Genomic DNA, 25,951 nt, shown 5'->3' with positions numbered 1-25,951 from the left:
TCAGACGGTGAACACGGGCGCCGGCTCGGTCTCGTCCGGCAGCGCGAATTCGTCGACGAGGCGGCCGAGCCGCAACGAGACTTCGAGGTTGGCGCGAATGGCCGGTCGCCAAGCGTCCTCGACCGGCAATGCCAGCGCCTGCGATACGGCGTCGATGTAATCGTCCAGCGGTTCGGCCATCACGCTCCCAAACAATCAGTGCACCGGCAACGGCGGATGCGGGATCGCCGTCAGCAGCTCCTTGGTGTAATCGTCCTGCGGATCGCTCAAAACTCTGTCGGAAGAGCCTTCCTCGACGATTCGACCCGACCGCATGACAATGACACGATCGCACAACAAGCGCACCACATTCAAATCATGCGAGACGAACAAATAGCTCATACCTAGCCGTGCCTTGAGGTCCTGAAGCAGATTGAGGACCACGGCTTGCACCGAGACGTCGAGCGCCGCGGTCGGCTCATCCAGAATGACGAGTTTTGGGTGCAGAGCGATGGCGCGGGCAATGCCGACGCGGGCCTTCTGGCCGCCCGACAATTGGTGCGGGAAGCGATCCAGCAGATTGTGCGGCAGGCCCACCATGGTGGCCAGCTCCTCGCAGCGGGTGCGGAGCGCGTCGCGCCCCCCGATGTCGCCAAGCTGCATGATGGGGTCGATGATGGCGCGTGCGGCGGTAAAGCGCGGGTTGAGGCTGTCGGTCGGATCCTGGAACACCATCTGGATACGGCTGCGTTGCGGCAGCCGGGCAAATCCCGCCGGCGCAATGCCGCCGATGTCCTCGCCGTCGAACTGGATCAGGCCCGAGGTCGGGTCCAAGAGCCGCATCACCATCATCGACGTGGTCGATTTGCCGCAGCCGGACTCGCCGACCAGGCCAACGCTCTCGCCATGACCGATGGAAAAGCTGATGCCGTCGACCGCGCGGAACACGTCCGGCTCGACCGGCGGCTTGCGGCCGAACAATTTGCCGAGCGTCGCGGTCGCGCCCTGGCGAGGATATTCCTTGACCAGCTTTTCGATGAGGAGAAGAGGCTGGTCGCTCTTCCCGGCCTCGTCTTGCCACGCCTGGTGGATGGCCGGGTCAGGCGCGGCCAGAACAGCTGAGCCCTCCTCCTCCGGCAACAGATCCCGCAAGCTCACGCCGAGCCGAGGCGTCGCGCGCATCAGCTTCTTCGTGTAGGGGTGCTGCGGATTGGCGAAAATGTCGGCGGCCTTTGCGGTCTCGACCACCCGGCCCTTCTCCATCACCACGACGCGGTCGCAATAGGCTGCCGCAAGGCCGAGATCGTGGGTGATCAGGATGGTGGACATCGCCTTGCGCTTGGTCAGCTCGACGATCAGGCCCATCACCGCCTTCTGCGTGGTGACGTCCAATCCAGTCGTCGGTTCGTCAGCGATCAAAAGCTGTGGATTGCAGGCGAGCGCGAGCGCGATGACGACGCGCTGGCACATGCCGCCGGACAATTCGAACGGATAGGCGTGATAGCGCTCGCGCGGGCGGGCGATCTTGACCTGCTCCAGCGCCTCGATTGCCTTCTCGCCGCGATCCGAAACCATGGCCTGCTGCACATGGGTGCGCAGCACGTCCTCGATCTGATCGCCCACTTTCCGGATCGGATTGAGCGCGGCGCGCGGGTTCTGGAAGATCATCGAGACTTCGCGGCCGCGCAGGTCGCGCATCTGGTCTTCGGTCGCGGCCTTGACGTCGATCCCGGAGAACATCACCGAGCCCTCGGCGATCCGCCCCGCGCGGTCGAGGATGCGCATCACCGCATACGACGTCACCGATTTGCCGGAGCCGGACTCGCCGACAATGGCAAGCGTCTCGCCCTTGGCGACGGAGATGTTGACGTGCTGCACCGCCTTGACGATGCCGCGGCGGGTGTTGAATTCGACCGTGAGGTCCTGGACGTCGAGCAGGGGCTGGGCGGTCATGAGCGACTCCCGTCACTCAAAAGGTCGAAAACAACCCCATGCACAGTAGAAAGGGGCTTGGAATCGTTGGAGAATTTTAGCGGGAAATTTGCCATCACGTCCTCCGCTGGGGGTCGACGATGTCGCGCAGGCCGTCGCCGAGGAGGTTGAAGCAGAACACGGCAATCATCAGGGCGAGGCCAGGGAACAGCGCGATCCACCATTCGCCGGAGACCATGAAGCCCGCGCCTTCGGCGACCATGATGCCCCATTCCGCCGTCGGCGGACGGACGCCGAGGCCGATGAAGGACAGGCCGGCGGCATTGAGGATGGCGTAGCCCATGGTCAGCGACATCTGCACGATCATGATCGGCATGATGTTGGGCAGAATATGCACGAGAAGAATACGGAATTCGCCGTTGCCGGAGAGACGTGCCGCCTGAACGAAGCCGGCATTGCGGCGCACATTGGCTTCGGCGCGCGCGACGCGGGCATAGAGCGGGAAGTTCACGATCGCGGTCGCCAAAATGATGTTCTGCACGGTGTTGCCGAGCGCTGCGACGATGCCCATGGCGAGCACGAACAGCGGAAAGGCCATGATGGTGTCGGCGATGCGGCCGACGATACGGTCGGTCCAGCCGCCGAAATAGCCGGCGGCGATGCCGGCGAGCCCGCCCATCAAAAACACCAGCACGACGGAGGCGACCGCGATGAACGCATCGAGCCGCGTCGCCACCACGACCCGGCTGAAGATGTCGCGGCCCAATTGGTCGGTGCCGAACCAGTGCGCGGCCGAGGGCGGCTTCAACGACGCGGCGGTGTCGGACGCCAGCGGGTCATACGGCACCACATAGGGACCGAAGACCGCGGCAAGCAGGATCACGATCAGCAGCGCGAAGGCAAAGCCTGTGACCTTGTTCTCGCCGAGCACGTAACGGGTCTGGTCGAGCAACGCGACGAGCCCTGACGTCCGCGCGGGACCGACGGGTTCAACAGCAGGCGCAACGGAGCTCATTGTGTCCCTTTCGTTTTGCGCATGATCTTGTCGGAAAACCGGCCTTCACTTTTCCGGATCATGCGCTAGCCCTCCAGCCTGACGCGCGGATCGATCACGCCATAGAGAATGTCGATCACGAGATTGAGCAGCACGTACATGACCGCCATGGTCAGCACAAAACCCTGCACCGGCGCGAAGTCCGACGAGATCAGCGCCTCGACCGCGTAAGAGCCGATGCCGGGCCATGCGAACACTTTTTCAACCAGCACGTTGGCGCCGAGCAGGAACGAGAACACCATGCTGAGCGTGGTGATGACGGGAAGCATCGCGTTACGAAACGCGTAGCTGACGATGACGGTCGCCGGCGACAGGCCGCTGGCGCGCGCGGTGCGCACGAACTCCGACGACAGCACCGCCAGCATCGAGGCGCGCGTCATGCGCGCGATCGGCGCCAGCGAGAAGATCGCAAGCGTCGTCGCCGGCAGGATGAGCTGGCTGCATGCCGAACGGAACGCCTCGAGGTCGCCCGCGATCAGGGTGTCGATCAGGTAGAAGCCGGTTACTGTCGGCGGTGCGCTATAGAACACATCGAGCCGGCCGAGCGGCGCGGGCGACCAGCCGAGCCGGAAATAGAAGACATAGACCAGCACGAGGCCGGTGAAGAACACCGGCAGCGAGACGCCGGCCGTCGTCGTGACACGACAGAGATGATCGACCCATGATCCCGGCCGCGTCGCCGCCAGCACGCCGAGCGGGATGGCGATGACGATCGAGACCACGAGGCCGAGCAGCGTCAATTCGGCGGAGGCCGGCAGGCGGTTGCGGATCTCGGCCGCGACCGGCTGGCCCGTCGTGAGCGAATTGCCGAAATCGCCATGGGCGAGGTCGTTGGTGTAGCGGAAGAACTGCTCGATCAACGGCTTGTCGAGGCCGAGCTTTTTGCGGATCTGCTCGACGGCTTCCTTGGTCGCGGCGGGACCGGCGAAATACGCGGCAGGATCACCGGGCAGCGCGCGCGTCAGCAGGAAGGTGACGATGACGACCCCGATCAGCGAGGGGATCGCGAACATCAGGCGCTTGCCGATCATGGTCAGCATGACCCCTCACCCCTTCGCCATCGCGCGGTAATCCAGGCGGCGGTGAAACCAGTATTGGTAGCCGCTGATGTTCTTCTGCATCGCGACGTTGACGAAGGGCTGGTACAGCGGGATGCGCGGGATGTCGCTGTAGGCGAGGTCGACAAAGCCCTTCACGTCGGTGTCGTAGGTCGCCGTGTCGCCGATAGCTGCCGCATTGCGTGCGCCGTCGATGAGCTTGTCCATCTCCGCCGACTTGTAGCTCATGGTGTTGAAGACGGAATCGTTGCCGTGATAGCACCAGTAGAAGAAGTACTCGGGGTAATCGAGCCAGCCCGAGAACACGTTGGTGAAGAGCGGCATCTCCTTCTTGTTCAATTCGGTGCGCCAGTTGGCGCCGGGCACCTTGTTGATAGTGGTCTTGATGCCGATCTGGGCCAGGCTCTCCTGCACCAGCACGCAGAGCGGCTCGTTGACGCCGGCGAAGTTCAAATCGAACGAGATCGTGGTCTCGAAGCCGTTGGCGTAGCCCGCCTCGGCCATCAGCGCCTTCGCCTTGTCCATGTCGGTGTTGTATTTGTGCGGCTGCGGCCAGGCGACTTCGGTCGGCTTGTCCTTCGGCGCGCCGAACATCGGGTTCGCCAGCCCGAACATCACCGCGTCCATGATTTTCTGATAGGGAATCGCGTAGGCGACCGCCTGACGTACCTTGGGATTGTCGAACGGCGGCTTGGTGACGTTCATGCCGATATACTGGATGCCGTTGGAGAACGGCAGCGACACCACGTTGAGCTTGCCGCTCGCCTTCATCTCCTGAAAGTCCTTGAACGGCAGCTCGTAGGAGATGTCGGCGTCGCCGCGCTCCAGCAGCGCGCGGCGGTTGCCGGCCTGCGGCACCATGCGCCAGATCACGCGCTTGATCTTCGGCAAGGGGCCGCCGACCCAATCCTCGTTGCGCTCCATGACGACTTCGGCGCCGGCAGTCCACTTCGTCACCTTGTAGGCGCCCGAGCCCGCGGTCTGCTGCTTCGTGTACTCAAGACCCCAGGGGTCTTTTTCGCTGGCGTTCTTCTTCACCAGTTCGGAGTTGATGATGCAGGGCACGATGACGGCGAGATCGGGGATCGTGAGACGATCCTTCTTCAGGAAGTCGACGCGTACCGTGTAGTCGTCGATCACGACGAACTGCTCAGGCTTGGTCAGCGAGCCCGCGCTCATCTGGAAGGTGGGGAAGCCGCCGACGCTGACGGCGCGGTCAAGCGACCATTTGACGTCCTTGGCGGTCACAGGCGCGCCATCGTGGAATTTGGCGTTCTTCTTCAGCGTGAAGGTGACCGACATGTCGTCGATCTTGAAATCTTCGGCGAGCTCACCCCTAAACTTGTCGCGGTCGTAATAGGGCACGCCGCCGGGGCCGCTCTTCATCTCGTGGCTGATCAGGCGGTCGTAGCAATTCCAGGACACTTCATAGCCGGGCACGTTGGTGCCGACGCCGTGGATGTCGAGATTGTTGGGGCCACCTTCCGAGACGATCAGCAGCGTCTCCGACCGCGCATCGGCCTGGGCGGACGAGATCACCGACGGCATGGCCGGAAGCGCCGCACCAGCGGCCAATCCGGAAACGGACTTGAGGAAATCGCGGCGCTTCATGAAACGGCTCCAACTCAAAAGTTTTTGGTTGGAACTGGATTCGCAAGGTTCGTGCCAAGGCTTAACGAGTGACTAAACGCCGAATAAGCCATTGATAAGACAAAATAATTTAGCTTTTCGACCAAGCTGCCGCACCCAAGCAAGATGCCAAGTCATTGCATACAAAGAAGCGTATTTGCACAGAAAATAGACTGCTGACCTTCTCCGCTCAAGCCGCGGGCGTCATCCCGGCCAGATCAAATCCTGCAACTCGACAAGATCGTTCGCCTTCTCCTGCCAGCCCTCGATGCAGACGTGGCTGTTGAGGTCGCTGGCACGGTGCAGCAGCATCAGCGCCATCAGCCGGCGCTTGAGCGCGTAGTCCGGCTTCGCATAACCAAAACCCTCGAGCAGGCTGCGCACCCTCCCCGGCCGGCCCGCTGCCATGAACGCGCTGGGGCCGAGCAAATCGTAATCGCGCCATCCCGCCAGCACGTCGCCGAAGTCGAACAGGCCGGCGAGCGACCATTGATCGTCGCGGCAGGCGAGCAAGAAGTTCTCCGGAATGTATTCGCCGATCAGGATCACCGGCGGCGCGTCCATCGGAATGAGTTTTGGCGCGTCGCGCAGGAGATCGTCGAGGCCGACGAGGAATTTCGGCGCAAGGCCGAGACGCGTGTGTCGCGCCTTGCAGCCCAGCATCTGGGCGCGCATGAAGCCATCCCAGCGCGGCTCGATTTGCGCAAGCGGGCCGAGCGGCGCGCGCTGCACGGACGCAATGGTCTCGCCGATCTGACGCAGCACGCGCTCCTTCTGCGCTTCGGCTAATTGCGGCCAGACCTCCGAGCCGAGCGTGCCGGCAAGGCGCGTGATGATCAGATAAGGCCAGCCGTCGCGCATCCCCTCCGCGACGATCTCGGGAATCGGCAAGTCAAGGCGGCCGGCAAGCTGCGTCAGCGAGCCGCGCTCGGAGACGAATTGCGCGCGAAGCAGCGGCCGGAAGATTTTCAGGATCAGCTTCTCGCCGAAGCCCACGACAAGATTGGTGCCGGTCGAAAATACATGCGGCGCGCTGACATCGAGACCGTGGCTGCGCGCGATGTCGAGCGCGATCGGCAGCCATTGCGAGGAAGTGGAGCGCCAGGCGCGAAAGCTTTCTGCGTCGGCGAAGTGAGGTAGTGTCATCGATCGCAACCTTAATAGCATTTCAAACAATCCCGGGGGCCCATCCTTCGAGACGCCCGCTTTGGCGGGCTCCTCAGGATGAGGGCGGAGTGCGTGGCAGCAATTTCAACGGGCACCGATGCCGCTTAAGCCTCATCCTGAGGAGACCGCTAGAAGCGGTCGTCTCGAAGGACGAGGCGCGCGCTCGGGTCGCCGCTACCTATCCGGGCTGGCGCGCTCGAACTGGCGCAGCAGCTTGTTGCCGCGTACGACTGCGGAATCGAGCGCTCCTTGCGCGCTCTTGTGGCCGGCAAAGGCCTGCTCCAGCTCGTCCTCGATCGCGCCGCGGATCAGCACGAAGGAGCCGAGCCGGATGCCCTTCGAATTCTCCGTCGGAGGATGCAGCGTGATCTCCTCGAACGAGATCGCCGAGCCCGGATTGCGCTCGTAAAAACCTTGCGCGCGCGTCAGCTCGAAGGCGGCGCGGGTAACAGGCAGATAGCCGGTGTTCTGGTGCCAGGCGGCCTGCACGCCGGGCTGCGACAGATAGGCGAAGAACCGCGCCACGCCCTTGTATTCCTCGCGCGGGCGGTCGCGCAGCACCCACAATGTAGCGCCGCCGATGATCGAGTTCTGCGGCGCGTCCTTCACGTCGGGCCAATACGGCATCATGCCGTAGCCGATCTCGAATTTCGAATTCGCCTTGATGTCGGCCCGCGTCGCCGAGGAGCCGATGAAGATGCCGCATTCGCCGTTCTGGAAGCGCGGCTCGGCCGACTGGCCGCGGCCGCTATAATCGAACAGTTTTGTCTTTTGCCATTCGACAAGTTGGGCAACGTGTTTGACGACGACCGGATTGTTGACGGTCAGCTCGGCATCCAGCGCGGCAAAGCCGTTGGCCCGGGTCGCGAGCGGCAGATTGTGAAACGCCGAAAAGTTCTCGACATGGATCCAGGACGGCCAGGACGTGGTGAAGCCGCACGCCGCGCCGCGATCGCGCAGGCGTTTTGCAGCAGCGCCGAGCTCCGGCCAGGTTTTCGGCGGCGTCTCCGGATCGAGGCCCGCGTCGCGGAACATGGTCTTGTTGTAATAGAGGATCGGCGTCGACGAATTGAACGGGAAGGACAACAGATTGCCGGCCGCATCGGTGTAGTAGCCGGAGACGGCGGGAAGGTAATCGCCCAGCGAGAACGGCTCGTTCATGTCCCGCATCAGGCTGAACACGGGATAGATCGCACCCTTGGCCGCGGTCATGGTGGCGGTGGCGACCTCGTTGACCTGAACGATCGCGGGCTGGCTGCGCGAGCGGAAGGCGAAGATCGCTGCCGTCACCGTCTCGGTGTAATTGCCCTTGTAAGTTGGCACGACGCGATAATCCGGCTGCGAGGCGTTGAAGTCGGAGGCGAGCTTCTCGAGCTGCCGGCCGAGCTCGCCGGACATGGCGTGCCACCACGCGATGTCGGTGGCGGCACGCACCGGCGCAGCCAATGAGAGAGCCGCAAAGGCGGCGACGATCTGCAAAAGGCGCGATGCTGAAGTCACGATGGCTCTTCCCGTGCCGCACGACGAAAGGCGGCTGTCCCTGCTTAAGGCGCGGCATTTGCGGTTTCAACCGGGAATGCGCGCCGGCCGCGCCGCACAATCATGCGGCTGCGCCGGGCGGGATGGCCTTCCCCCGACCATCTGCTAGATTGCATTGAACCTTTTCCTCCCGCCATAGACTCCACCACTGAGGGGTTGAGTGTGCCAGTGTTGAACCGTGCCGAACGCTCGCGGACCGGGGTGGTTTTCGTCGCGCTTGTGATCGCCATCTGCGCGACGAGCGCCGTCGCGCGTGAATTCCGCGCGGCCGACACCCAGACCGAGGATTATCCGACCGTGCAGGCGCTGCGCTATATGGGCGCCCTGATCGCCGAGCGCAGCGGCGGCCGGCACGAGATCCTCCGGTCCATCGAGCACATGCAGAAGGTGCTGGACGGCCCCATCGGCAGTGAGACCCTCGGCGGTTTCGAGCCCTGCGGCTTGGTCGGCCTCGCCCTCTGCGATTCCGGCGCGCGGTCGACCTACAACGGCCTCCGCCCGGTGAAGAGCGTGGTCTACGCGAGGACCGTCGACGATCCCGCCGCGACCGCGCTGATCGAACGCATTCGCAAGGTGGAGTAAGGCCTCTTGCCCGGGCTTGGACACAGCGAGCACGCAGACAGGCCGCCCGGCCCGATCGGGCGGCTGCGCGCGCGGCTCCTCGGTGCGCTCCGGGCGGTGCCGATCCGCTGGCGCATCCTGTCGATCGCGGCGCTGAATTCCGCCGTGGTGGTGGTGCTGGTCGCGCTGATCTGGAACGGCTCGCAGGTGCTCGGCTCGGCCTGGGACGACGTGCGCCAGGTGCGCGAGTCCGACCGGATTCTGGCGCTGCTCGAAAGCGAGACAGGGCGGCTGCACAATCTGATCCACCGCTACATCAACCAGCCGAGCCCGGATCTGTTCGCCGAGATCCTGCTGCTGCGCGAGGCGGTGCTGGGTACGCTGACCAACCGCGCCGCCAACGACCCGATGCTGTCGGGCTCGGTCGAGGAGCTGGAGCGTACCACCGACCGCTTTCTCAACGGCTTTGGCGAACTGCGCAGCGTGCAGGTCACCATCGCCAGGACCTACGAGGATCAGGTGCAGGGACCCGCCAGGGACATGGCCGGCCTCTACTCCATCATCGAAGGCGCCACCGGCCATCGCGACGCGCTGATCTGGCCTTCGCTCGGCAAGTCGCGCGAGGCCTTCACCGCGATGCTGGTCGCGGCCAATTCCTACTATCTGTCGCTGTCACCGGCCGCAGCCGACGAGGCGCGGCGCAACACCGAGACGATCGAGACAACCATCCCGGTCATGATCGATCTCGCCGAAAACGATCTCCAGCGCATGGCGCTGCAAAAGCTCGGGGCCCGCACCATGGCGCTGCGCGAGGGCTTTGCAAAGCTCTCCGAACAGCTCACGAGTCGCACCGAGCTGCTGCGCAGCACCATCGACGCCAACCAGGCCGAGGCGATCGGCGCCATCGACGACCTCTCCACCAAGATGCGCCAGCGCGAGCAGAAGGCGCAGGAGACGTTCGACCGGACGCTCGCGGACATTTCGCGGCGTGTTCTTTCCATCGCCGTGATCTTCCTCGGCATCATCCTCACCGCCGGCGTGCTGATCGCGCTGTCGATCCGGCTGCCGCTGCAGCAGATCATGGCTGCGATGCGCGCGATTACGCTCGGCGACCTCGGCCGCGAGGTGCAGGGCACGCGCGCGCGCGACGAAGTCGGCGCCATGGCGCGCGCGGTGGAAGTATTCCGCGAAAACGCGATTGCCAAGCGCGAGACCGAGGACGAGCTGCGCGCATCCAAAGAGAAGGCCGAGAGCGCGCTGCTCGAGCTCAACACCGCGCAGCAGAATCTGATCGACGCCGAGCGGCTCGCAGCCCTCGGCGGCCTCGTCGCCGGCGTCGCCCACGAGGTCAACAACCCCATCGGCATCAGCCTGACCGTCGCGTCCAGCTTCGCCCGGCGCACCGAGATCTTCGAGGCCCAGCTCAAGGGCGAAGGCGGCCTGCGCCGGTCGCAGCTCGAAGAATTCGTGCAATCCTCGCGCGACGCCTCGCAGCAGCTGGTCGCCAACCTGCAGCGCGCCGGCGAACTGATCCAGTCGTTCAAGCAGGTCGCGGTCGACCGCTCCCATGCCGAGCGGCGGCAATTCTCCTTGAGCGAAGCCACCGACCAGATCATCGCGAGCCTGCGCCCGGTGCTGAAGCGGTCGCCGATCACGCTCCATGTCGACATGCCCGAGGGGCTGCTGCTCGACGGTTATCCCGGCTCCTACGGCCAGATCCTGACCAACCTCTTCCTCAACGCCGCCAACCACGCCTTTGCCGACGGCCGTGCCGGCACGATCACGATCTCGGCGCGGCCCCGCGGGGCCGACGACGTCGAGATCATCTTCACCGATGACGGGGCCGGCATGACCTCCGACGTGCAGCGCCAGGCCTTTGACCCATTTTTTACCACAAGGCGCAATGAAGGTGGCACGGGACTCGGCCTCCATATCGTCTATAACCTCGTCACCCAGCAGCTCGGCGGTCGCATGATGCTGGAATCCAAGCTGGGACAAGGCACTACATTTCGCATTATCATGCCCCGGGTCGCCAGGGGCGGCGCGCAAAGCACAGAGACTGACGGGACTTCTCAATGGCCGAACAGGACGATGTCCTCCACCTGATCGACGACACCGGTACCGCGTCGGAGGATGTTGACGCCCGGAAATGGAAGATCGCCGTCATCGACGACGATCAGGCCGTGCATGACGGCACCCGCTTCGCGCTGTCGGACTACAGTCTCAACGGCCAGGGCCTGGAGATCCTCTCTGCCCATTCCGCGGCGGAAGGTCGCAAGCTGATGGCCGCGCACAGCGACATCGCCGCCGTGCTGCTCGACGTCATCATGGAAACCGACGTCGCCGGCCTCGACCTGGTCGAGTACATCCGCAACGAGCTCAAGAACGAGACCGTGCGCATCATCCTGCGCACCGGGCAGCCCGGCGCAGGCGCCCGAGCGGCGCGTGATCGTGCAGTACGACATCAACGACTACAAGGCCAAGACCGAGCTCACCGCCGACAAGCTGTTCACCTCGCTGACCGCGGCGCTGCGCTCCTACCAGCAGCTCGAGCGCATGCTGCAGACCCGGCGCGGGCTCGAGATCATCATCGACGCCGCCTCGACGCTGTACGATTTCAAGTCGATGCAGCGGCTCGCCGAGGGCGTGCTGACCCAGCTCGCCTCGCTGCTCAATGTCGATTGCGCCGGTATACTGGTTTTGCGCGACAATGGCGGCATCGACCCCGAGCTCTCGGTGCTCGCCGGCAGCGGCTGCTACAGCCGCTTCATCGGCATGACCACCTCGAAGGCGCTCGACCCCGAGCTGCGCCAGATGGTGGAGGACGCGTTCCAGCGCCGCAAGAACGAGTTCGCCGACCACCGCAGCGTGATCTATTTGCGCACCGGAAGCGGCCGCGAGGTCGTTGTGCTGCTCCAGGCCGAGCGCGAGCTGTCGGAGACCGACCGCTCGCTGGTCGAGATCTTCTCCAGCCGGCTCTCGATCGCCTTCGACAACGTCATCCTCTACCAGCAGCTCCAGGCCGCCAACACCCAGCTGGAAGACCGCGTCGCCCAGCGCACCCGGGCGCTGATGCAGGCCAACCGCCGCCTCTCGGCGCAATGGCTGCGGCTGCAGCGCGCCAACGGCTTCAAGAACGAGATTCTCGGCACCGTCGCACATGATCTGAAGAACCCGCTCGGCGTCATCCTCGGCCGCACCGAGATGCTGAAAGAGCTGATCTCGACCGGCGCGTCGTCGAGCGGCGTGGTCGCCCAGGTCGATCACATCCGCGATGCGACGAAGCGCCTGACCACGATGGTCGACCATCTGATCTCGGACGCGATGGCCGATGCCTTCGACATCACCATCCGTCGCGAGCCGGTCGACGTCGCGGCGCTGGTCAAGGAGGTCGCCGAGGCCAACCAGCCGCTCGCGGTCAACAAGCAGCAGGCGATCAGCGTTATCGCGCCGGCCAACATCGTCACCATGTGCGACACCGACCGCATCCGCGAGGCGATCGACAATCTCATCAGCAACGCGATCAAATACTCACCGATCGGCGGCAAGATCGACGTCGCCGTCAGCCATGAGGGCGGCGACACCATCGTCCGCGTCAGCGACGAGGGCGCCGGCCTGTCGCCGGAGGATCTCGGCCGCCTGTTCGGCCGGTTCCAGCGACTGTCCGCAAAACCGACCGCCGGCGAGAGCTCGACGGGGCTTGGGTTGTCCATCGTCAAGCGTATTATCGACATGCATGGCGGCGAAGTGACCGCCGAGAGCGAGGGCCCCGGCAAGGGCTCGACCTTCACCATCACCCTCCCCGCGACAGAAATCCCGTGATTTCAAGACCATGACCCAAAGCCAGCACATCATGATTGTCGATGACGAGGCCCCGGCCCGGGAGATGGTCGGCGATTACCTCAAGATGCACGGCTTCACCGTGACGCTGTGCGACGGCGGCAAGTCGTTGCGCACCGCGATCGACGGCAGCATGCCCGACCTCGTCGTGCTCGACCTCAACATGCCCGAGGAAGACGGGCTCTCGATCATCCGCGACCTCAAGAGCCGCATCAACGTGCCGGTGATCATGCTCACCGCGACGGCGAGCCCGATCGACCGTGTCGTCGGCCTCGAGCTCGGCGCCGACGATTACGTGGCAAAGCCGTGCGAGCTGCGTGAGCTGATGGCGCGCATCCGCTCGGTGCTGCGCCGGAGCACGCCGGTGAAAGCCGTGGCGGCGGAAGCGGCGGCTGCGAAATCGGACAAGGAGCAATTGGTACGGTTCGGGACAAAGTGGCTCGATCTCGAAGCGCAGGCCTTGCGCGACGACGAGGGCAACGAGCATCCGCTGACCGCATCCGAGTTCGGGCTGTTGAAGGTGTTCGCGGCCAACCCGAAGCGCGTGCTGTCGCGCGAGCGCCTGCTGGAATTGGCCAACGCGCGCGACGCCGAAGCCTTCGACCGCGCCGTCGATCTGCGCATCATGCGCATCCGCCGCAAGATCGAGCCCGATCCGACAAAACCCGCCGTGATCCGCACCATCCGCGGCGGCGGCTATTTGTTCTCGCCGGTCGGGGAGAAGGCTTGAGTGTCGTCCTCGCGAAAGCCAGGACGACATCGGGGTTGAGGCGACAGCGAACGCAAAGGCCCGAAATACGTTCCAAGCGTCCCTGACCCCCGCCCCGTATTTTCCGTATATTGAAATTCCACGCCTTTTTGCCCCGAATGTTTCGTCGCACCCTATCCGACGAAACAATTTGGCGGCGCACGAAACCATTTTCCTCTTTTCGTGCAGACGTCCCGAAACGTTGGCTCATTAACACTTTGCTCGAAGGAAACGCCGCTCGGTTGCGGCGCTACGGGGAGCCAGGTCAATGCCGAACGTCATCGCCATCAACGCCCAAGCCAGCCAGAGCATCATCGCCGCTCAGGCGACCTCGGACGACATGCTTCTCGAAAGCATTGCCGACGGCAACCGTACGTCCATGCACATCCTTTATTGCCGTCACAGTGTGCGCGTCTACCGCTTCATCCTGCGGATCGTGCGGGACGCCACCACGGCGGAAGACCTCGTCAGCCAGGTGTTTCTGGATGTGTGGCGGACCGCCGGCCAATTTCAGGGCCGCTCGCAGGTCTCGACCTGGCTGCTCTCGATCGCCCGCTTCAAGGCGCTCACCGCGATGCGCCAGCGCCGCTTCGAGGACATCGACCAGGAAGACGTGCGACAGATCGCCGATGGTTGCGACACGCCCGAGACCTCGCTCGACCGCAGCGATACCAGCGCCATCCTGCGCGCCTGCGTTCAGAAATTGTCACCCGCGCATCGCGAAATCATCAACCTCGTCTACTACCATGAGAAGTCGGTGGAGGAGGTCGGTCAGATCATCGGCATCCCGCAGAGCACGGTGAAGACCCGCATGTTCTACGCCCGCAAGCAACTGGCCGAGTTGCTTAAGGGCGCCGGCGTCGAGCGCTTCGCTGCCTAAAGATGAATTATTTCAAAGAGATAGGGTTTTACGATGGTCCTATCCCGGACACGGAAGTGTTACCGCGGACGAAACAATTGAAACAAAGCACAACATCAGGCGGAAAAACTTTCTTCCTATAAAACTCACATACGGTTTCGTTAAACCTCCCAAGACCTCCAACGACCCGGACGGGATGCCCCCCTCCGGGTCGTTTTGTATTTTGGGGGTCTGTGGGGCCAACCACGGGCTCCCGCCTCTCCCGCTTGCGGGAGAGGGGGCACACCACCGATGCGGCCACGGCTTCCCCGTCACGAACGTGTGACGGCGCGTAACGTCCGACACATCCACCCCGAACTCCCCTCGTGACCCCCATCACGAGTACCCCATGCTGGAACTCATCTTCGCTCTCCTTGCCGGCGTCCTCACCATCGCCGCGCCCTGCACGCTGCCGATGCTGCCGATCCTGCTCGGGGCCCTCGATCGGGCGCGCGGGACACTTGCGGCCGGCGATGATCGCGCTCGGCTTCGTCATCTCGTTCTCGACGACCGCGCTGCTGCTCGGTGCAATCACGCGGCTGTTCGATTTCGATCCGAACGTGCTGCGCGAGGCGGCATCGATCCTGCTGCTCGGCTTCGGTCTGTTGATGCTGTGGCCGGCGCCGTTCGAATGGCTGTCGATCCGGCTCAATGGCTGGCTCGATCTCGGCAATTCCAACGCTACGCAGCGCGAGGGCGCGCTCGGCGGGCTCTTGCTCGGCACCACGCTTGGCCTGGTCTGGACGCCCTGCGCGGGCCCGGTGCTCGGCTCGATCCTGACGCTGGTCGCGACCGCGAAGAATTTTGGCTGGGCCGGCACGTTGCTGGTGGCCTACGCGATCGGCGCGGCGATTCCGATGCTGGCGATCGCCTATGGCGGGCAGGCCGCGACCACGCGGGTGCGCAGCCTCGCCCGCATCTCGCCACGGCTTCAGCAGGGGCTTTGGCGTCGTGGTGATCGGCTTCGCCCTCGCCGCCTATTTCCAATACGACACGCTGATCGTGGCGTGGCTCACCGGCTTTTATCCCACCGGCCAGATCGGCCTGTGATCATCGCGCATCTCAACCGGAGGACTCATCCATGACTTTCAAACTGCTCGCCGTCTCCGCCGCACTGATCGGCATCGCTGTGACCGGCGCCGTCATTCCCGGCATCTGCGACGAGGCCGCGCGCGCCGTGCCTGTCGTCACCGCTGCCGCCAGCCAGGAGGCCGCGCCCGACTTCGCCGGCATCAACAACTGGTTCAACTCCAAACCGCTGAACATTGCCGATCTCCGCGGCAAGGTCGTGCTGGTGGACTTCTGGACCTATGGCTGCGTCAACTGCGTCAACACGCTGCCGCACGTCACCGAGCTCTATGCGAAATACAAGGACAAGGGCCTCGTCGTGGTCGGCGTGCACACGCCGGAATTCCCGTTCGAGCGCTCGGCCTCCAACGTCCAGTCCGCACTGAAGCGCCACGGCATCACCTATCCGGTGGCGCAGGACAATGATTCCAAGACCTGGAACGCCTACCGCAACCGATATTGGCCGGCGCAATACATCATCGACCAGAACGGCAAGATCGTGTTCCAGCACGAGGGCGAAGGCCGCTATGACGAGATTGATCGCACCGTGGCAAAGCTGCTGAACGCCAACAGCTGATGCCGGTTGCGGCGGTCCCGCCCTTGTTGCTTGACTCCACGGACCCGTCCGTGGAGTTTCGCGGCAACGCAATCAGCCGCCCGCGATGGACGACGCCAGCACCAGCACCGACATTCGCCTTCGTGAAGGCGCCTCGATCGCGCAGCGGCTGGTCATGGCCGGCTTTGCGGCCGCCGTTGCGCTGTGCTTCACGCCGGGCCTGTTCACGCACGACACCCTGGAAGTGATCATCTCCGTGGTCGCGCTCCTCGTGGGAGCAGCGTTCGTCGGCGTCATCATGCTGGCGCCGGCGGTGGTGTGGATCATCACGGCGGACGAGATCTTGATCGGAGAGCAGCGCCCGTTCGGAAAACTCCGGACGCGGGTCGTCGCCAAAGACGACATCAGGGGATTGCAGGTTCCCGGCAGCAAGAGGGCGAAAGCCCGCTTTCGGCTCGCCTTCACGCTGGCCTCCGGGGAGCGCCTGACATCCCCGCCGATCGCCGATGTCACCCACGTGCACGACACGGTGGCGCGGATCGCCGCACAATTCGACGTTCCCGACGTCGAGTCCCCCGTCAATCCGCTTGATGCCAGCAATCCCGAGATGCGTCTCGGCGACCCCCTCGAGCCGTTTTCCACGAGGGACATAAGGATCGTCGCACTGATCGTCGTCGCGCTATGTGCCGTACCCTACGCCTACAGGCTCTGGCGTGGCCTCTCCCCCGGGCCGGTCGACATGATGCTGCTGCCGGTTGGCGCGATTGCCGCTTTCGCCGTGCACAGATACGCCAATCTCGTGACCGGCGCTTTCTGGATCATCCGCCAAGGCGATATCCGCGTCGAACGCCTGTGGGGCGACGGCACGTTGCGCGCCGACCATATTGAAGGGCGCCAGGTGAAGACGATCACGGTCGAGCGCCGCGGCCGGTCGGAAGACGAGCACTGCATCGTTGTGATCCGGTTGCTCTCAGGACAACGGTTTCGCAGCCCGCGCATCGGTTCGCGGCCTGAGGCCCGGGCCGTAGGCGCCGAGATCGTCCGGCGCCTCGGGATCGCGGCTGAGAGCAATCAGATCCAGTGACAAGGTTGCCCTTCGGCTCACGTGATCTGGCCGCGTGCTCGCTCTAACCTCTCCCCCTTGCGGGAGAGGTCGGCGCAGAGCGCCGGGTGAGGGTTCTCTCCTCTGGGGGAGTCTTCCTGCGGAGACACCCTCTCCCCGACCCTCCCCCGCAAGCGGGGGGGAGGGAGCACATCGCGCCCAGCTCACTGCTTTTCGCGCCATGCCCCGTTTGTGGCATTGCCCGCGCTCCGTCAAAAAACCAAAGCATTCTCGTGACATACCAGCCGGGCGCAGCATCAACTTGCCATGAAGCTGCCCCTGGGTTCAGATGGTTTCTGATGATTTGCGCTGTGGCAGCGGGGAGAGCTTGAAATGACGGATATTCGTCGCCTGACTGGGATGTTTGTGGCTGCGATCGGCCTGGTCCTGGCCATCCCGCATGCCTACGCCCAGCAGCCCGACCGCGGCGACGAGCCGGGCCTGGTCGCCGACGATGCCTACCAGCTCGATCCGGAATGGCAGAAGCAGGTCGTCTACTTCCGCACCACCGAAGCGCCCGGCACCCTCATCATCTCGACCGCCGAACGGCATCTCTATCTGGTGCAGCCCGGCGGTCGCGCAATCCGCTACGGCATCGGCGTCGGCCGCGATGGTTTTCAGTGGCAGGGGCTAGTGAACATCACCAACAAGAAGGAGTGGCCGGACTGGACGCCACCGCCGGAGATGATCCAGCGCCAGCCCTATCTGCCGCGCTTCATGGCCGGCGGCCCCGGCAATCCGCTCGGTGCGCGCGCCATGTATCTCGGCACCACCGTCTACCGCATCCACGGCACCAATCGGCCCGACACGATCGGCACCAAAGTGTCCTCGGGCTGCTTCCGGCTCGTCAACCACGACGTCGCCGATCTCTACGATCGCGTCCCTGTCGGCACCAGGGTGGTGATCCGGCAGAAGCCCGAACTCTGATCTTCCCGCTTCGTCAAAATTCCTTTTCCCGATATTTTCGAGAGAGCAACATGATGCGCACTTTTCGAGGCGGCCTGCTGATCGGGCTCGCAGTCGCCGTGCTGGTCGCCGTCCTGGCCATCATCTATGAATTCTACGACACCCGCACGCTGAAGCGCACCGTGCGCCGCGGCGAAGTGCTGTGCGGCGTCAACAAGGGCCTGCCGGGGTTTTCGATCCCCGACGACAAGGGCAACTGGACCGGCTTCGACGTCGATTTCTGCCGCGCGGTGGCCTCCGCGATCTTCAACGATCCGAACAAGGCGAAATTCGTCGCGCTCGATGCCAGCGAGCGCTTCAAGGAATTGCAGAGCCGGAAAGTGGACATCCTCTCGCGCAACTCGACCTGGAGCATGGCGCGCGAACTCGAATATGACCTCTATTTCCCGGCGGTCGCTTATTATGACGGCGCAGGCTTCATGCTGCCGCGCGCGCGCAACAAGGAGACCGCACTGGACCTGACCGGCAGCAAGGTGTGCGTCCAGACGGGGACCACCACGGCGCTCAACGTCGCGGATTACTTCCGTGCGAACAACATGAAGTACGAAGAGATGAAGTTCGACAAGCTGGACGACGTCGTGAAAGCCTACGATACCGGCAAATGCGACACGCTGAGCGCCGACGTCTCCCAGCTCTACGCGCTGCGGATCAACCTGTCGAAGCCCGGCGACCACATGATCCTGCCGGACATGATCTCCAAGGAGCCGCTCGCCCCCGTCGTGCGCCAGCGCGACGACGACTGGATGATGATCGTGAAGTGGACGCTGTACGCGATGATCAACGCCGAAGAGCTTGGCGTCTCCTCGGAAAACATCGACGAGGCCCTGAAGTCGAAGAAGCCGGAAGTGATGCGACTGGTCGGCACCGAGGGCAATTACGGCGAGCAGCTCGGCCTCACCAAGGACTGGGTCGTCCGCATCATCCGCAACGTCGGTAATTACGGCGAGATGTACGAGCGCAATATCGGCGAGAAGTCCAAGCTGAAGATCCCGCGCGGGATGAACCAGCTGTGGAATGCCGGTGGCGTGCAGTACGCGCCGCCGGTGAGATAAGGAGCTCTATCCGCCGTCATTGCGAGCGGAGCGGGGCTCGCGCCACATCCTCATTCGTCATGCCCGGGCTTGTCCCGGGCATCTACGTTTGAGGCACATTAAGAACGTAGATGGCCGGGACAAGCCCGGCCATGACGACCTACGTAACGGGTGACGCTCTCTCCCCCTCATCCTGAGGAGCGCGGAACGCGCGTCTCGAAGGATGCAGGCCCCAGCCGGGCCTTCATGGTTCGAGACGCCGCGCAAGAGCGCGGCTCCTCACCATGAGGAGATGGAGCTCAATACCCCCGCGCCCTTGCCAGCTGCTCGGTGTGGTAATTGGCGTCCCCGAACAATTCCTCGCACACACGCGCGCGCTTCATGAAGAAGCCGATGTCGAACTGGTCGGTCATGCCCATGCCGCCATGCATCTGCACGCCTTCCTGCACCGCGCGCGCGGCGGTGGTGCCGGCGCGGGCCTTTGCCACTGCGACGGCTGAGGCGGCCTTGGCAACGTCCGTATCCAGCGCCTGAAGCGCCTTCATCGTCGCGGCGCGGGAAATCTCGATGTCGACATAGAGCTCGGCGGCGCGGTGCTGCAGCGCCTGGAATTCGCCGATCAGCTTGCCGAACTGCTTGCGGCTCTTCAGGTACTCGACGGTGCGGTTGAACACCTCTTCGCTCAAGCCCACCATTTCGGAGGCAACTGCGCCACGGCCGATATCGAGCACGCCGTCGAGCAGCGCGCCACCCTGGTCGACTTCGCCGAGCACGCTGTCGGCATCGACTTCGACATTGGCAAGCTCGATGCGCGCCGCATTGTGCGCGTCGACCATGATGGTGCGCTCGATCGCAACGCCCTTGGCCTTGGGGTTGACCAGGAACAGCGTCAGCCCCTCGCGCTCGCCGGCAGCGCCCGCGGTGCGCGCGGCGACGATGAGGAGGTCGGCGACATGGCCGTCGACGACCAGCGCCTTGGCGCCGGAGAGCCTGAAACCGTTGCCGGCGCGCACCGCCTGCAAGCTGGTTTGAAGCGGGCGGTGCTTTGCGCCCTCGTCGACCGCGAGCGTCGCGAGCAGCGAGCCGTTGGAAATCTTCGGCAAATATTCCGACTTCTGCGCGGCATTGCCGCCACGGTTCAGCGCCGAGGCCGCGACCACGCTGGTGGCGAGGAAGGGCGACGGCATCAGCGCGCGGCCGATCTCCTCCATCACCACGCCGGCCTCGACATAGCCGAGGCCGCTGCCGCCGAACTCTTCCGGCACCAGCAAGCCGGCAAAACCCATCTCGGCGAAGGAATGCCAAAACTCCTTGGAGAAGCCGGTGGGGTCTTTGCTATCGCGCAAGCTGCGCAGATGCGACACCGGCGCCTTGTCGCTGATCAGCCCGCGCGCGCTGTCGCGGAGCATCGATTGTTCTTCGGTAAGGACGAGGGCCATGGCGGGCTCCAACAAAGTGCGGTTCGGCGGAATTCGGTGGTGACCCTCATGGTGAGGCGACGCGTCAGCGCCGTCTCGAACCACGAGGCCATCTTCGAGACGCGGCCTGACGGCCACTCCTCGGGATGAGGACTTCGCTTACGCCCCCGGCAGATCGAGGATGCGCTTGGCGACGATGCCGAGCATGACCTCCGTCGTGCCGCCCTCGATCGAGTTGGCCTTGGTACGCAGCCAGGCGCGTGGCCGGGCGCCTTGCTTCGAACGCTCGCTCTCCCATTCCAGCGCATCGACACCGCCGGCCGACATCAGAATTTCGTAACGGCGCTTGTTGAGCTCGGTGCCGTAATATTTCATCGCCGAAGAGAACGCCGGATGCGCCTGACCCGCCTTGGCGAGGTCGACCGCGCGCTCGGCGCAGGCCGCGAGCGCAGCCTCGTCGACGTCGAAGCTGGCGATCCGGCCACGCAGCATGGGATCGTCGAGCCGCCCCAGCGCATCGGTGCCGACGGAATCCGCCGCGATCTGGCCGAGCGGACGACCGACGCCGCGCTCGCCCATGCCTGATATCATCGCGCGCTCATGCTGAAGCAGATATTTTGCGACGTCCCAGCCGCGGTTGACGGTGCCGACCACATGCGATTTCGGCACGCGGACATTGTCGAAGAAGGTCTCGCAGAACGGCGAGTAGCCGGAGATCAGGAGGATGGGCTTGGTCGAGACACCCTTGGACGTCATGTCGAAGAGGATGAAGCTGATGCCGTCGTGTTTCTTCGCCGCGGAATCGGTGCGCACCAGGCAGAAGATCCAGTCGGCATAGTTGGCATAGGACGTCCAGATCTTCTGGCCGGTGATGACGAAATCATCGCCGTCGCTCTCGGCGCGGGTCTGGAGCGAAGCGAGATCGGAGCCGGCGTTCGGCTCGGAATAGCCCTGGCACCAGCGGATCAGGCCCGCGGCGATGTTGGGCAGATGCTCCTTCTTCTGGGCGTCGTTGCCGTATTTCAGAAGCGCCGGCCCAAGCATCCAGATGCCAAAACTCGACAGCGGCGGCCGCGCACCCAGCTTGGCCATTTCCGCGCGCAGCACCTTGTGTTCGGCAGCGCTGAGGCCACCGCCGCCATATTCCTTCGGCCAGTCCGGCACGGTCCAGCCCTTGTCGCGCATGCGCTCGAACCAGATGCGTTGCGGCTCGGACGAGAATTTTGCGTTACGTCCGCCCCAGAACACATCGGCGTCGGAGATCGCGGGCCGGCGCATCTCCGGCGGGCAGTTGGCCTCGAGCCAGGCACGTGTTTGCTTGCGGAACGTTTCAAGATCGGTGTTTTCAGCATCGCTCATGGGCGTTTCCATCAATCAAAAACGACTTGTTGTCGGCGACTCTGGGCCATCGCCTCGTGGAATTCAACCACTTCCGCGTCCCGCATCGGCTATAGTCGCCGCGACGGCGAAGCTTGAAAAGAAAGAGGAAACAACAATGCGCCTGAAGCTTCTTTCGCCTGGCGAAATGAACGAGAGCCAGCGGCAGACCTATGACGAGTCGATTGCCGGCAAACGCGGCAAGCCGCCGGCGCCGATGATGGCCTGGCTCAACAGCCCCGACATGGCCCGTCACGCCACGCGACTCGGCGAGGTCCTGCGCTACGACACGATCTTCCCCGCAAAACTTTCGGAGATCGCGATCCTGGTGACGGCGCGGTACTGGACAGCGCATTACGAATGGTATGCGCATAAGCGCCTGGCGCTTGCAGGTGGCATGAAGCCCGAGATCATCGACGCCATCCGCGACCGCCGCACGCCCGTCTTCGACGATCCCAAGGGCAAGATGATCTACGACGTCGCGAAGTCGTTGCACGAGGGCCACGGCGTCGAGAAGGGCCTCTATGACGAGGCGGTAAAGGTGCTCGGCGAGCGCGGCGTCGTCGAGGTAATCGGACTGTGCGGTTATTACACAATGGTGTCGATGACGCTGAACACGTTTGAGTTCGAGTTGCCGGAGGGCGAGGTCCAGGAGCTGGCTTGATTGCCGATTCGGAAACGCTGGGTTTCGGAATAGCCCGGTAGCGCTGTGCCCCGGCTCGCCTTATGTGGAATTCACCAACGGAGCAGCTACATGTCGCAAAGCCCAGCCGTCCATGCCGGCACCAGGATCGGCCACGTTCACCTCAAGGTCGCCGATCTCGATCGCGCGCTCGGCTTCTATTGCGGCGTGCTCGGCTTCGAGCTGATGCAGCGGATGGGCTCCGGCGCGGCCTTCATCTCGGCCGGCGGCTATCACCACCACATCGGGCTCAATACCTGGGAGAGCAAGGGCGGCTCGCCGCCGCCACCTGATGCGACCGGTCTCTATCACACCGCGATCCTCTATCCGACACGGCCCGCGCTGGCGGATGCGCTGCACCGCGTGCTCTCGGCCGGCATTGCGCTGGACGGCGCCAGCGACCATGGCGTCAGCGAGGCACTGTATTTGCGCGACCCGGACCAGAATGGCGTGGAGCTGTATCGGGACCGGCCCAGGGAGCAATGGCCGTTCGGGGCGGACGGAAAGCTTGCGATGGTCACGAAGCGGCTGGACCTGGAAGAGCTGCTGAAGCAGCGCGAGGCTTAAACTCCACTCTCTCCCCGTCATTGCGAGGAGCGAAGCGACGAAGCAATCCAGAACCTTTCCGCGGTGGCAGTCTGGATTGCTTCGCTGCGCTCGCAATGACAGGGTGTGTAGAGACGCTGTCGGGCCCTACGTCGTCTTCACATGCGGTCTCCCGCGCACCATGATCAACGCGCGCCGCCACCACCTCCAGCGCGATGCAGAGATAGAACGGAAGCGCATAGCCGCCCGAAAAGTCGCGCAGGAAGCCGACCACGCCGGGGCCGAACGCATAGGTCACCTGGTTGATCGCGGTGTTGAGGCTGATCAGCACGCCGAACGAGGCGGAGTCGAATTCCTGCTGCACGATCAGCGACGGCAGCGTGATGAGGTTGCCGACGGAGAAGCCGAACAACGCGCAGGCGGCGATCAACACGTAATCATTGTGCAAATTGATGACGGCGAGAAGCGCCACGGCCTGGCTCAGGAACGACAGCGCGGACGCAAGCCGCTGGTTGAGGCGGTCGATCACCAGCGAGAACAGCACCCGACCGATCACCGCCATCGCCGTCAGCACCGCGACGGCCACGGCGGCGCGCTCGCGTCCGATCACGGGATCGAGGAACGAGATCAGGTGCACGATGAAGCCGACCTGCGCGAACAGCACCAGCGCGAACGCGACCGTCACGGTAAGAAAGCCGACATCGCGCAACGCCCCGGCGCGGATCTGCGCCGACGATTGCGGCTTTGCTTTCGTCGCTGCACGCCGACCATGGAGATCGGGCGGACGGCCGACGACAATCAGGATCACCGGCACGAGCAGCGCCAGCATGGCGCCGGCGACGGTGAACATCGCGCTGGCGAAGCCGATACGACCGATCAAGGTCACCAGCAGCGGCACGCCGACGATGCCGCCGAAGCTTGCGCCGTTCAGCGCCAGGCTGATCGCCATGCCGCGCTTCTGGTCGAACCACAGGCTGATCGTGTTGGTGATCATCGCCAAACTGGTGCCGGCCCAACCGAAGGCGAGCACGGCGTTCGCGAGATAAAGCTGCCACGGCTCGCGCACCGCGCCGATCGCGACCGCTGCGACCGACATCGCCAGCGTGCCCGCGATCAGGCCGAGGCGCGGCCCGTACTTGTTGACGGCCTCGCCAACGAAAACGACGAGCAGCGCGCCGAACAGATAGAAGAACGTCGTGCCGGATGAGATCAGCGAGGCCGACCAGCCGTGCGCGCGCTGGAGCTCGGCGACATAGACGCTCTGGCCGTAGAAGCCGAGGCCCCAGCCGAAGGTCGCGAGCAGGAAGCACACCGCGACGATGGGCCAGCCTTCGTAGCGAAGAGAGGATTCGTCGATGGATGCGTCGTGCCGGGGATTGTCGAGCATTTGCGCTTGTCCTTTGTTTCCCCGCGAGCGCCGTGCTTCACGCCCGCCTGTTCATGACGAGCATCATGTAACAACCCAAGCCCCGAAAATCACTTCGACCCGGGTCGAACTATCAACGCTGCTGACAGTCTCCTGCCACCTTAAATCGCATCCGGGAACTCACCCATGGCAGCGTCCAGCCGCGCCTTTCGGCGGCGGGCAAAGGAGGCGAACGAAAGCACGGCGAGGCCGAGCAGCACCGGTGGGAACACCACCATGTTCACCGCGGACCAGCCGTAATTGGCGAGCAATTGGCCGGACGAGAACGAGCCGATCGCCATCATGCCGAACACCAGAAAATCGTTGAAGGCCTGCACCTTGTTGCGCTCCTGCGGCCGGTGCGTCTCCAGCACCAGCGCGGAGGCACCGATGAAGGAGAAATTCCACCCCACACCGAGCACGATCAGCGTCGCCCAGAAATGCATTGCGGTGATGCCGGACAGGCCGATGCCGGCCGCACCGGCCTCCAGCAGCAGGCCGCCGGCAACGACCTTCGGCGCGCCGAAGCGCGCGATCAGCGCGCCCGTGAAGAAGCTCGGCCCGTACATGGCGACGATGTGCCATTGAATGCCGAAATTGGAATCGGAAAGGCTCAAGCCGCACAACTTCATGGCGAGCGGCGCCGAGGTCATCACCAGATTCATCATGGGGTAGGAGATAACGCCGCACAGCGCCGCCGCGATGAAGCGTGGCTGGGTCACGATGTCGAGCAGCGGCCGCCCGCCGTGCAGATCGGCCGGCGCCGGCTTCGGCATGTCGACTCCGGCGACGATGCCCATCGCGACCAGCGCGACCGCGGCCTGCACCAGGAAGCTGAAGGCGAACAGATAAGGCTGCCAGACGTCCATGGTCCATTGCACGAGCTGCGGACCGAGCACGCCGGCGAACACGCCGCCCGCCATCACCCAGGAAACCGCCTTGGGCCGGTACGCCGCGCTGGCGCCGTCCGCGGCGGCGAAGCGATAGGATTGCGCCACCGCGCCGTAGAGACCGCCGAGGAAGGTTGCGACACAGAACAGCGCGAACGAGGCGTGCAGGATCGCGAACGAGCCGAGCAGGCCGGTGAGCGTACCCAGACCCGTGCCGATGATGAACGCCCAGCGGCGACCGAAGCGGCGCGAGATCGCGCCGGTCGGCAAGGTGCCGGCCGCAAGCCCCAGCACATACATCGACAGTGGCACGGTCGCGAGCGACATGTCGGGTGCGAGCGTCGCACCGACGATCGAGCCGGTGGCGAAGATCACCGCCGAATTGGCGCCGGTCAGCGCCTGAGCGGCGGCAAGGCGCACCACATTGGCGCGCACGCGTGCGTCGGCGGCGATCTCATCGGCTGCAGTCACGTCTAACATCGGCATTTCCGCCCCAAGAGGCTTT

The 25,951-nt window shown here is 64.2% G+C and carries 19 protein-coding genes and 4 pseudogenes; 12 read left to right on the top strand and 11 right to left on the bottom strand.

Annotation, left to right across the window (positions count from 1 at the left end; all coding sequences use genetic code 11):
* The 7 genes from ACVWW3_RS33605 to ugpB form a co-directional block, all read right to left on the bottom strand.
* A complete protein-coding gene (locus ACVWW3_RS33605) occupies positions 1 to 180 on the bottom strand; it encodes a DUF4089 domain-containing protein (protein ID WP_247339199.1) in 180 nt (59 codons plus the stop codon).
* 15 nt (positions 181 to 195) lie between these two features.
* Positions 196 to 1,932 (bottom strand): dipeptide ABC transporter ATP-binding protein, encoded by a 1,737-nt coding sequence (locus ACVWW3_RS33600; protein ID WP_456651811.1) that lies wholly within the window; start codon positions 1,930 to 1,932, stop codon positions 196 to 198.
* Positions 1,933 to 2,026: 94 nt separating this feature from the next.
* Positions 2,027 to 2,926 (bottom strand): ABC transporter permease, encoded by a 900-nt coding sequence (locus ACVWW3_RS33595; protein WP_456651812.1) that lies wholly within the window; start codon positions 2,924 to 2,926, stop codon positions 2,027 to 2,029.
* Between the two features lie 65 nt (positions 2,927 to 2,991).
* A complete protein-coding gene (locus tag ACVWW3_RS33590; RefSeq protein ID WP_456651813.1) occupies positions 2,992 to 4,005 on the bottom strand; it encodes an ABC transporter permease in 1,014 nt (337 codons plus the stop codon).
* A 6-nt stretch (positions 4,006 to 4,011) separates the two neighbouring features.
* Complete coding sequence (locus ACVWW3_RS33585; protein WP_456651814.1) at positions 4,012 to 5,634, bottom strand: ABC transporter substrate-binding protein; 1,623 nt, start codon at positions 5,632 to 5,634, stop codon at positions 4,012 to 4,014.
* Between the two features lie 222 nt (positions 5,635 to 5,856).
* Positions 5,857 to 6,798: an aminoglycoside phosphotransferase family protein gene (locus tag ACVWW3_RS33580; protein WP_456651815.1), complete on the bottom strand. Its 942-nt coding sequence runs from the start codon at positions 6,796 to 6,798 to the stop codon at positions 5,857 to 5,859.
* A 195-nt stretch (positions 6,799 to 6,993) separates the two neighbouring features.
* Positions 6,994 to 8,319 carry a sn-glycerol-3-phosphate ABC transporter substrate-binding protein UgpB gene (gene ugpB / locus ACVWW3_RS33575; RefSeq protein ID WP_456651816.1) on the bottom strand — a complete coding sequence of 442 codons (1,326 nt, stop codon included), beginning with the start codon at positions 8,317 to 8,319 and terminating at the stop codon, positions 6,994 to 6,996.
* Positions 8,320 to 8,520: 201 nt separating this feature from the next.
* Between ugpB and ACVWW3_RS33570 the strand changes: the two are divergent.
* The 10 genes and pseudogenes from ACVWW3_RS33570 to ACVWW3_RS33525 form a co-directional block, all read left to right on the top strand.
* A pseudogene (locus tag ACVWW3_RS33570) lies at positions 8,521 to 8,883 on the top strand (TRAP transporter substrate-binding protein); the annotation flags it as partial.
* Positions 8,884 to 8,994: 111 nt separating this feature from the next.
* A complete protein-coding gene (locus ACVWW3_RS33565) occupies positions 8,995 to 11,025 on the top strand; it encodes an ATP-binding protein (protein ID WP_456652131.1) in 2,031 nt (676 codons plus the stop codon).
* A pseudogene (locus tag ACVWW3_RS33560) lies at positions 10,995 to 12,741 on the top strand (ATP-binding response regulator). The gene ACVWW3_RS33565 and the pseudogene ACVWW3_RS33560 overlap by 31 nt, the downstream one beginning before the upstream one ends.
* A gap of 10 nt (positions 12,742 to 12,751) precedes the next feature.
* The gene (locus tag ACVWW3_RS33555) at positions 12,752 to 13,489 is read left to right on the top strand and encodes a response regulator (RefSeq protein ID WP_247351854.1); all 738 of its coding nucleotides are present in this window, start codon (positions 12,752 to 12,754) and stop codon (positions 13,487 to 13,489) included.
* Positions 13,490 to 13,775: 286 nt separating this feature from the next.
* Complete coding sequence (locus tag ACVWW3_RS33550; protein ID WP_247351852.1) at positions 13,776 to 14,387, top strand: sigma-70 family RNA polymerase sigma factor; 612 nt, start codon at positions 13,776 to 13,778, stop codon at positions 14,385 to 14,387.
* Between the two features lie 367 nt (positions 14,388 to 14,754).
* Positions 14,755 to 15,455 (top strand): annotated as a pseudogene (locus ACVWW3_RS33545) (cytochrome c biogenesis CcdA family protein).
* Positions 15,456 to 15,486: 31 nt separating this feature from the next.
* Positions 15,487 to 16,050, top strand: coding sequence for a redoxin domain-containing protein (locus ACVWW3_RS33540; protein ID WP_456651818.1), 564 nt, complete (start codon positions 15,487 to 15,489; stop codon positions 16,048 to 16,050).
* A gap of 85 nt (positions 16,051 to 16,135) precedes the next feature.
* Positions 16,136 to 17,113, top strand: a complete 978-nt coding sequence (locus ACVWW3_RS33535; protein WP_456651819.1) for a hypothetical protein — start codon at positions 16,136 to 16,138, stop codon at positions 17,111 to 17,113.
* 351 nt (positions 17,114 to 17,464) lie between these two features.
* Positions 17,465 to 18,058, top strand: coding sequence for a L,D-transpeptidase (locus tag ACVWW3_RS33530; protein WP_247351845.1), 594 nt, complete (start codon positions 17,465 to 17,467; stop codon positions 18,056 to 18,058).
* A 53-nt stretch (positions 18,059 to 18,111) separates the two neighbouring features.
* Positions 18,112 to 19,149, top strand: a complete 1,038-nt coding sequence (locus ACVWW3_RS33525; RefSeq protein ID WP_247351867.1) for an amino acid ABC transporter substrate-binding protein — start codon at positions 18,112 to 18,114, stop codon at positions 19,147 to 19,149.
* A 278-nt stretch (positions 19,150 to 19,427) separates the two neighbouring features.
* Here ACVWW3_RS33525 and ACVWW3_RS33520 read toward each other — a convergent pair whose 3' ends face one another.
* Both ACVWW3_RS33520 and ACVWW3_RS33515 read right to left on the bottom strand, forming a co-directional pair.
* Positions 19,428 to 20,567, bottom strand: a complete 1,140-nt coding sequence (locus ACVWW3_RS33520; RefSeq protein WP_456672279.1) for an acyl-CoA dehydrogenase family protein — start codon at positions 20,565 to 20,567, stop codon at positions 19,428 to 19,430.
* A 138-nt stretch (positions 20,568 to 20,705) separates the two neighbouring features.
* Positions 20,706 to 21,905 carry an acyl-CoA dehydrogenase family protein gene (locus ACVWW3_RS33515; RefSeq protein ID WP_456651820.1) on the bottom strand — a complete coding sequence of 400 codons (1,200 nt, stop codon included), beginning with the start codon at positions 21,903 to 21,905 and terminating at the stop codon, positions 20,706 to 20,708.
* Between the two features lie 136 nt (positions 21,906 to 22,041).
* Between ACVWW3_RS33515 and ACVWW3_RS33510 the strand changes: the two genes are divergently transcribed.
* Together ACVWW3_RS33510 and ACVWW3_RS33505 are read left to right on the top strand one after the other, a co-directional pair.
* Positions 22,042 to 22,587 (top strand): carboxymuconolactone decarboxylase family protein, encoded by a 546-nt coding sequence (locus ACVWW3_RS33510; protein WP_456651821.1) that lies wholly within the window; start codon positions 22,042 to 22,044, stop codon positions 22,585 to 22,587.
* Between the two features lie 90 nt (positions 22,588 to 22,677).
* The gene (locus ACVWW3_RS33505; protein WP_456651822.1) at positions 22,678 to 23,172 is read left to right on the top strand and encodes a VOC family protein; all 495 of its coding nucleotides are present in this window, start codon (positions 22,678 to 22,680) and stop codon (positions 23,170 to 23,172) included.
* A 126-nt stretch (positions 23,173 to 23,298) separates the two neighbouring features.
* Here the strand turns inward: ACVWW3_RS33505 and ACVWW3_RS33500 are convergent.
* Together ACVWW3_RS33500 and ACVWW3_RS33495 are read right to left on the bottom strand one after the other, a co-directional pair.
* Positions 23,299 to 24,538 (bottom strand): annotated as a pseudogene (locus ACVWW3_RS33500) (MFS transporter).
* A gap of 140 nt (positions 24,539 to 24,678) precedes the next feature.
* Positions 24,679 to 25,926, bottom strand: coding sequence for an MFS transporter (locus ACVWW3_RS33495; RefSeq protein WP_456651824.1), 1,248 nt, complete (start codon positions 25,924 to 25,926; stop codon positions 24,679 to 24,681).
* Positions 25,927 to 25,951 lie beyond the last annotated feature (25 nt).

Source organism: Bradyrhizobium sp. LM2.9, from assembly GCF_054056555.1.
The sequence above is the reverse complement of the archived record's forward strand: the minus strand, read 5'-3'. Positions and strand labels throughout refer to the sequence as shown.

Coding starts and splice junctions, on each gene's coding strand:
- ACVWW3_RS33605 (WP_247339199.1), bottom strand. CDS start 180: ATGGCCGAACCGCTGGACGATTACATCGACGCCGTATCGCAGGCGCTG.
- ACVWW3_RS33600 (WP_456651811.1), bottom strand. CDS start 1,932: ATGACCGCCCAGCCCCTGCTCGACGTCCAGGACCTCACGGTCGAATTC.
- ACVWW3_RS33595 (WP_456651812.1), bottom strand. CDS start 2,926: ATGAGCTCCGTTGCGCCTGCTGTTGAACCCGTCGGTCCCGCGCGGACG.
- ACVWW3_RS33590 (WP_456651813.1), bottom strand. CDS start 4,005: ATGCTGACCATGATCGGCAAGCGCCTGATGTTCGCGATCCCCTCGCTG.
- ACVWW3_RS33585 (WP_456651814.1), bottom strand. CDS start 5,634: ATGAAGCGCCGCGATTTCCTCAAGTCCGTTTCCGGATTGGCCGCTGGT.
- ACVWW3_RS33580 (WP_456651815.1), bottom strand. CDS start 6,798: ATGACACTACCTCACTTCGCCGACGCAGAAAGCTTTCGCGCCTGGCGC.
- ACVWW3_RS33555 (WP_247351854.1), top strand. CDS start 12,752: ATGACCCAAAGCCAGCACATCATGATTGTCGATGACGAGGCCCCGGCC.
- ACVWW3_RS33550 (WP_247351852.1), top strand. CDS start 13,776: ATGCCGAACGTCATCGCCATCAACGCCCAAGCCAGCCAGAGCATCATC.
- ACVWW3_RS33540 (WP_456651818.1), top strand. CDS start 15,487: ATGACTTTCAAACTGCTCGCCGTCTCCGCCGCACTGATCGGCATCGCT.
- ACVWW3_RS33535 (WP_456651819.1), top strand. CDS start 16,136: ATGGACGACGCCAGCACCAGCACCGACATTCGCCTTCGTGAAGGCGCC.
- ACVWW3_RS33530 (WP_247351845.1), top strand. CDS start 17,465: ATGACGGATATTCGTCGCCTGACTGGGATGTTTGTGGCTGCGATCGGC.
- ACVWW3_RS33525 (WP_247351867.1), top strand. CDS start 18,112: ATGCGCACTTTTCGAGGCGGCCTGCTGATCGGGCTCGCAGTCGCCGTG.
- ACVWW3_RS33520 (WP_456672279.1), bottom strand. CDS start 20,567: ATGGCCCTCGTCCTTACCGAAGAACAATCGATGCTCCGCGACAGCGCG.
- ACVWW3_RS33515 (WP_456651820.1), bottom strand. CDS start 21,905: ATGAGCGATGCTGAAAACACCGATCTTGAAACGTTCCGCAAGCAAACA.
- ACVWW3_RS33510 (WP_456651821.1), top strand. CDS start 22,042: ATGCGCCTGAAGCTTCTTTCGCCTGGCGAAATGAACGAGAGCCAGCGG.
- ACVWW3_RS33505 (WP_456651822.1), top strand. CDS start 22,678: ATGTCGCAAAGCCCAGCCGTCCATGCCGGCACCAGGATCGGCCACGTT.
- ACVWW3_RS33495 (WP_456651824.1), bottom strand. CDS start 25,926: ATGTTAGACGTGACTGCAGCCGATGAGATCGCCGCCGACGCACGCGTG.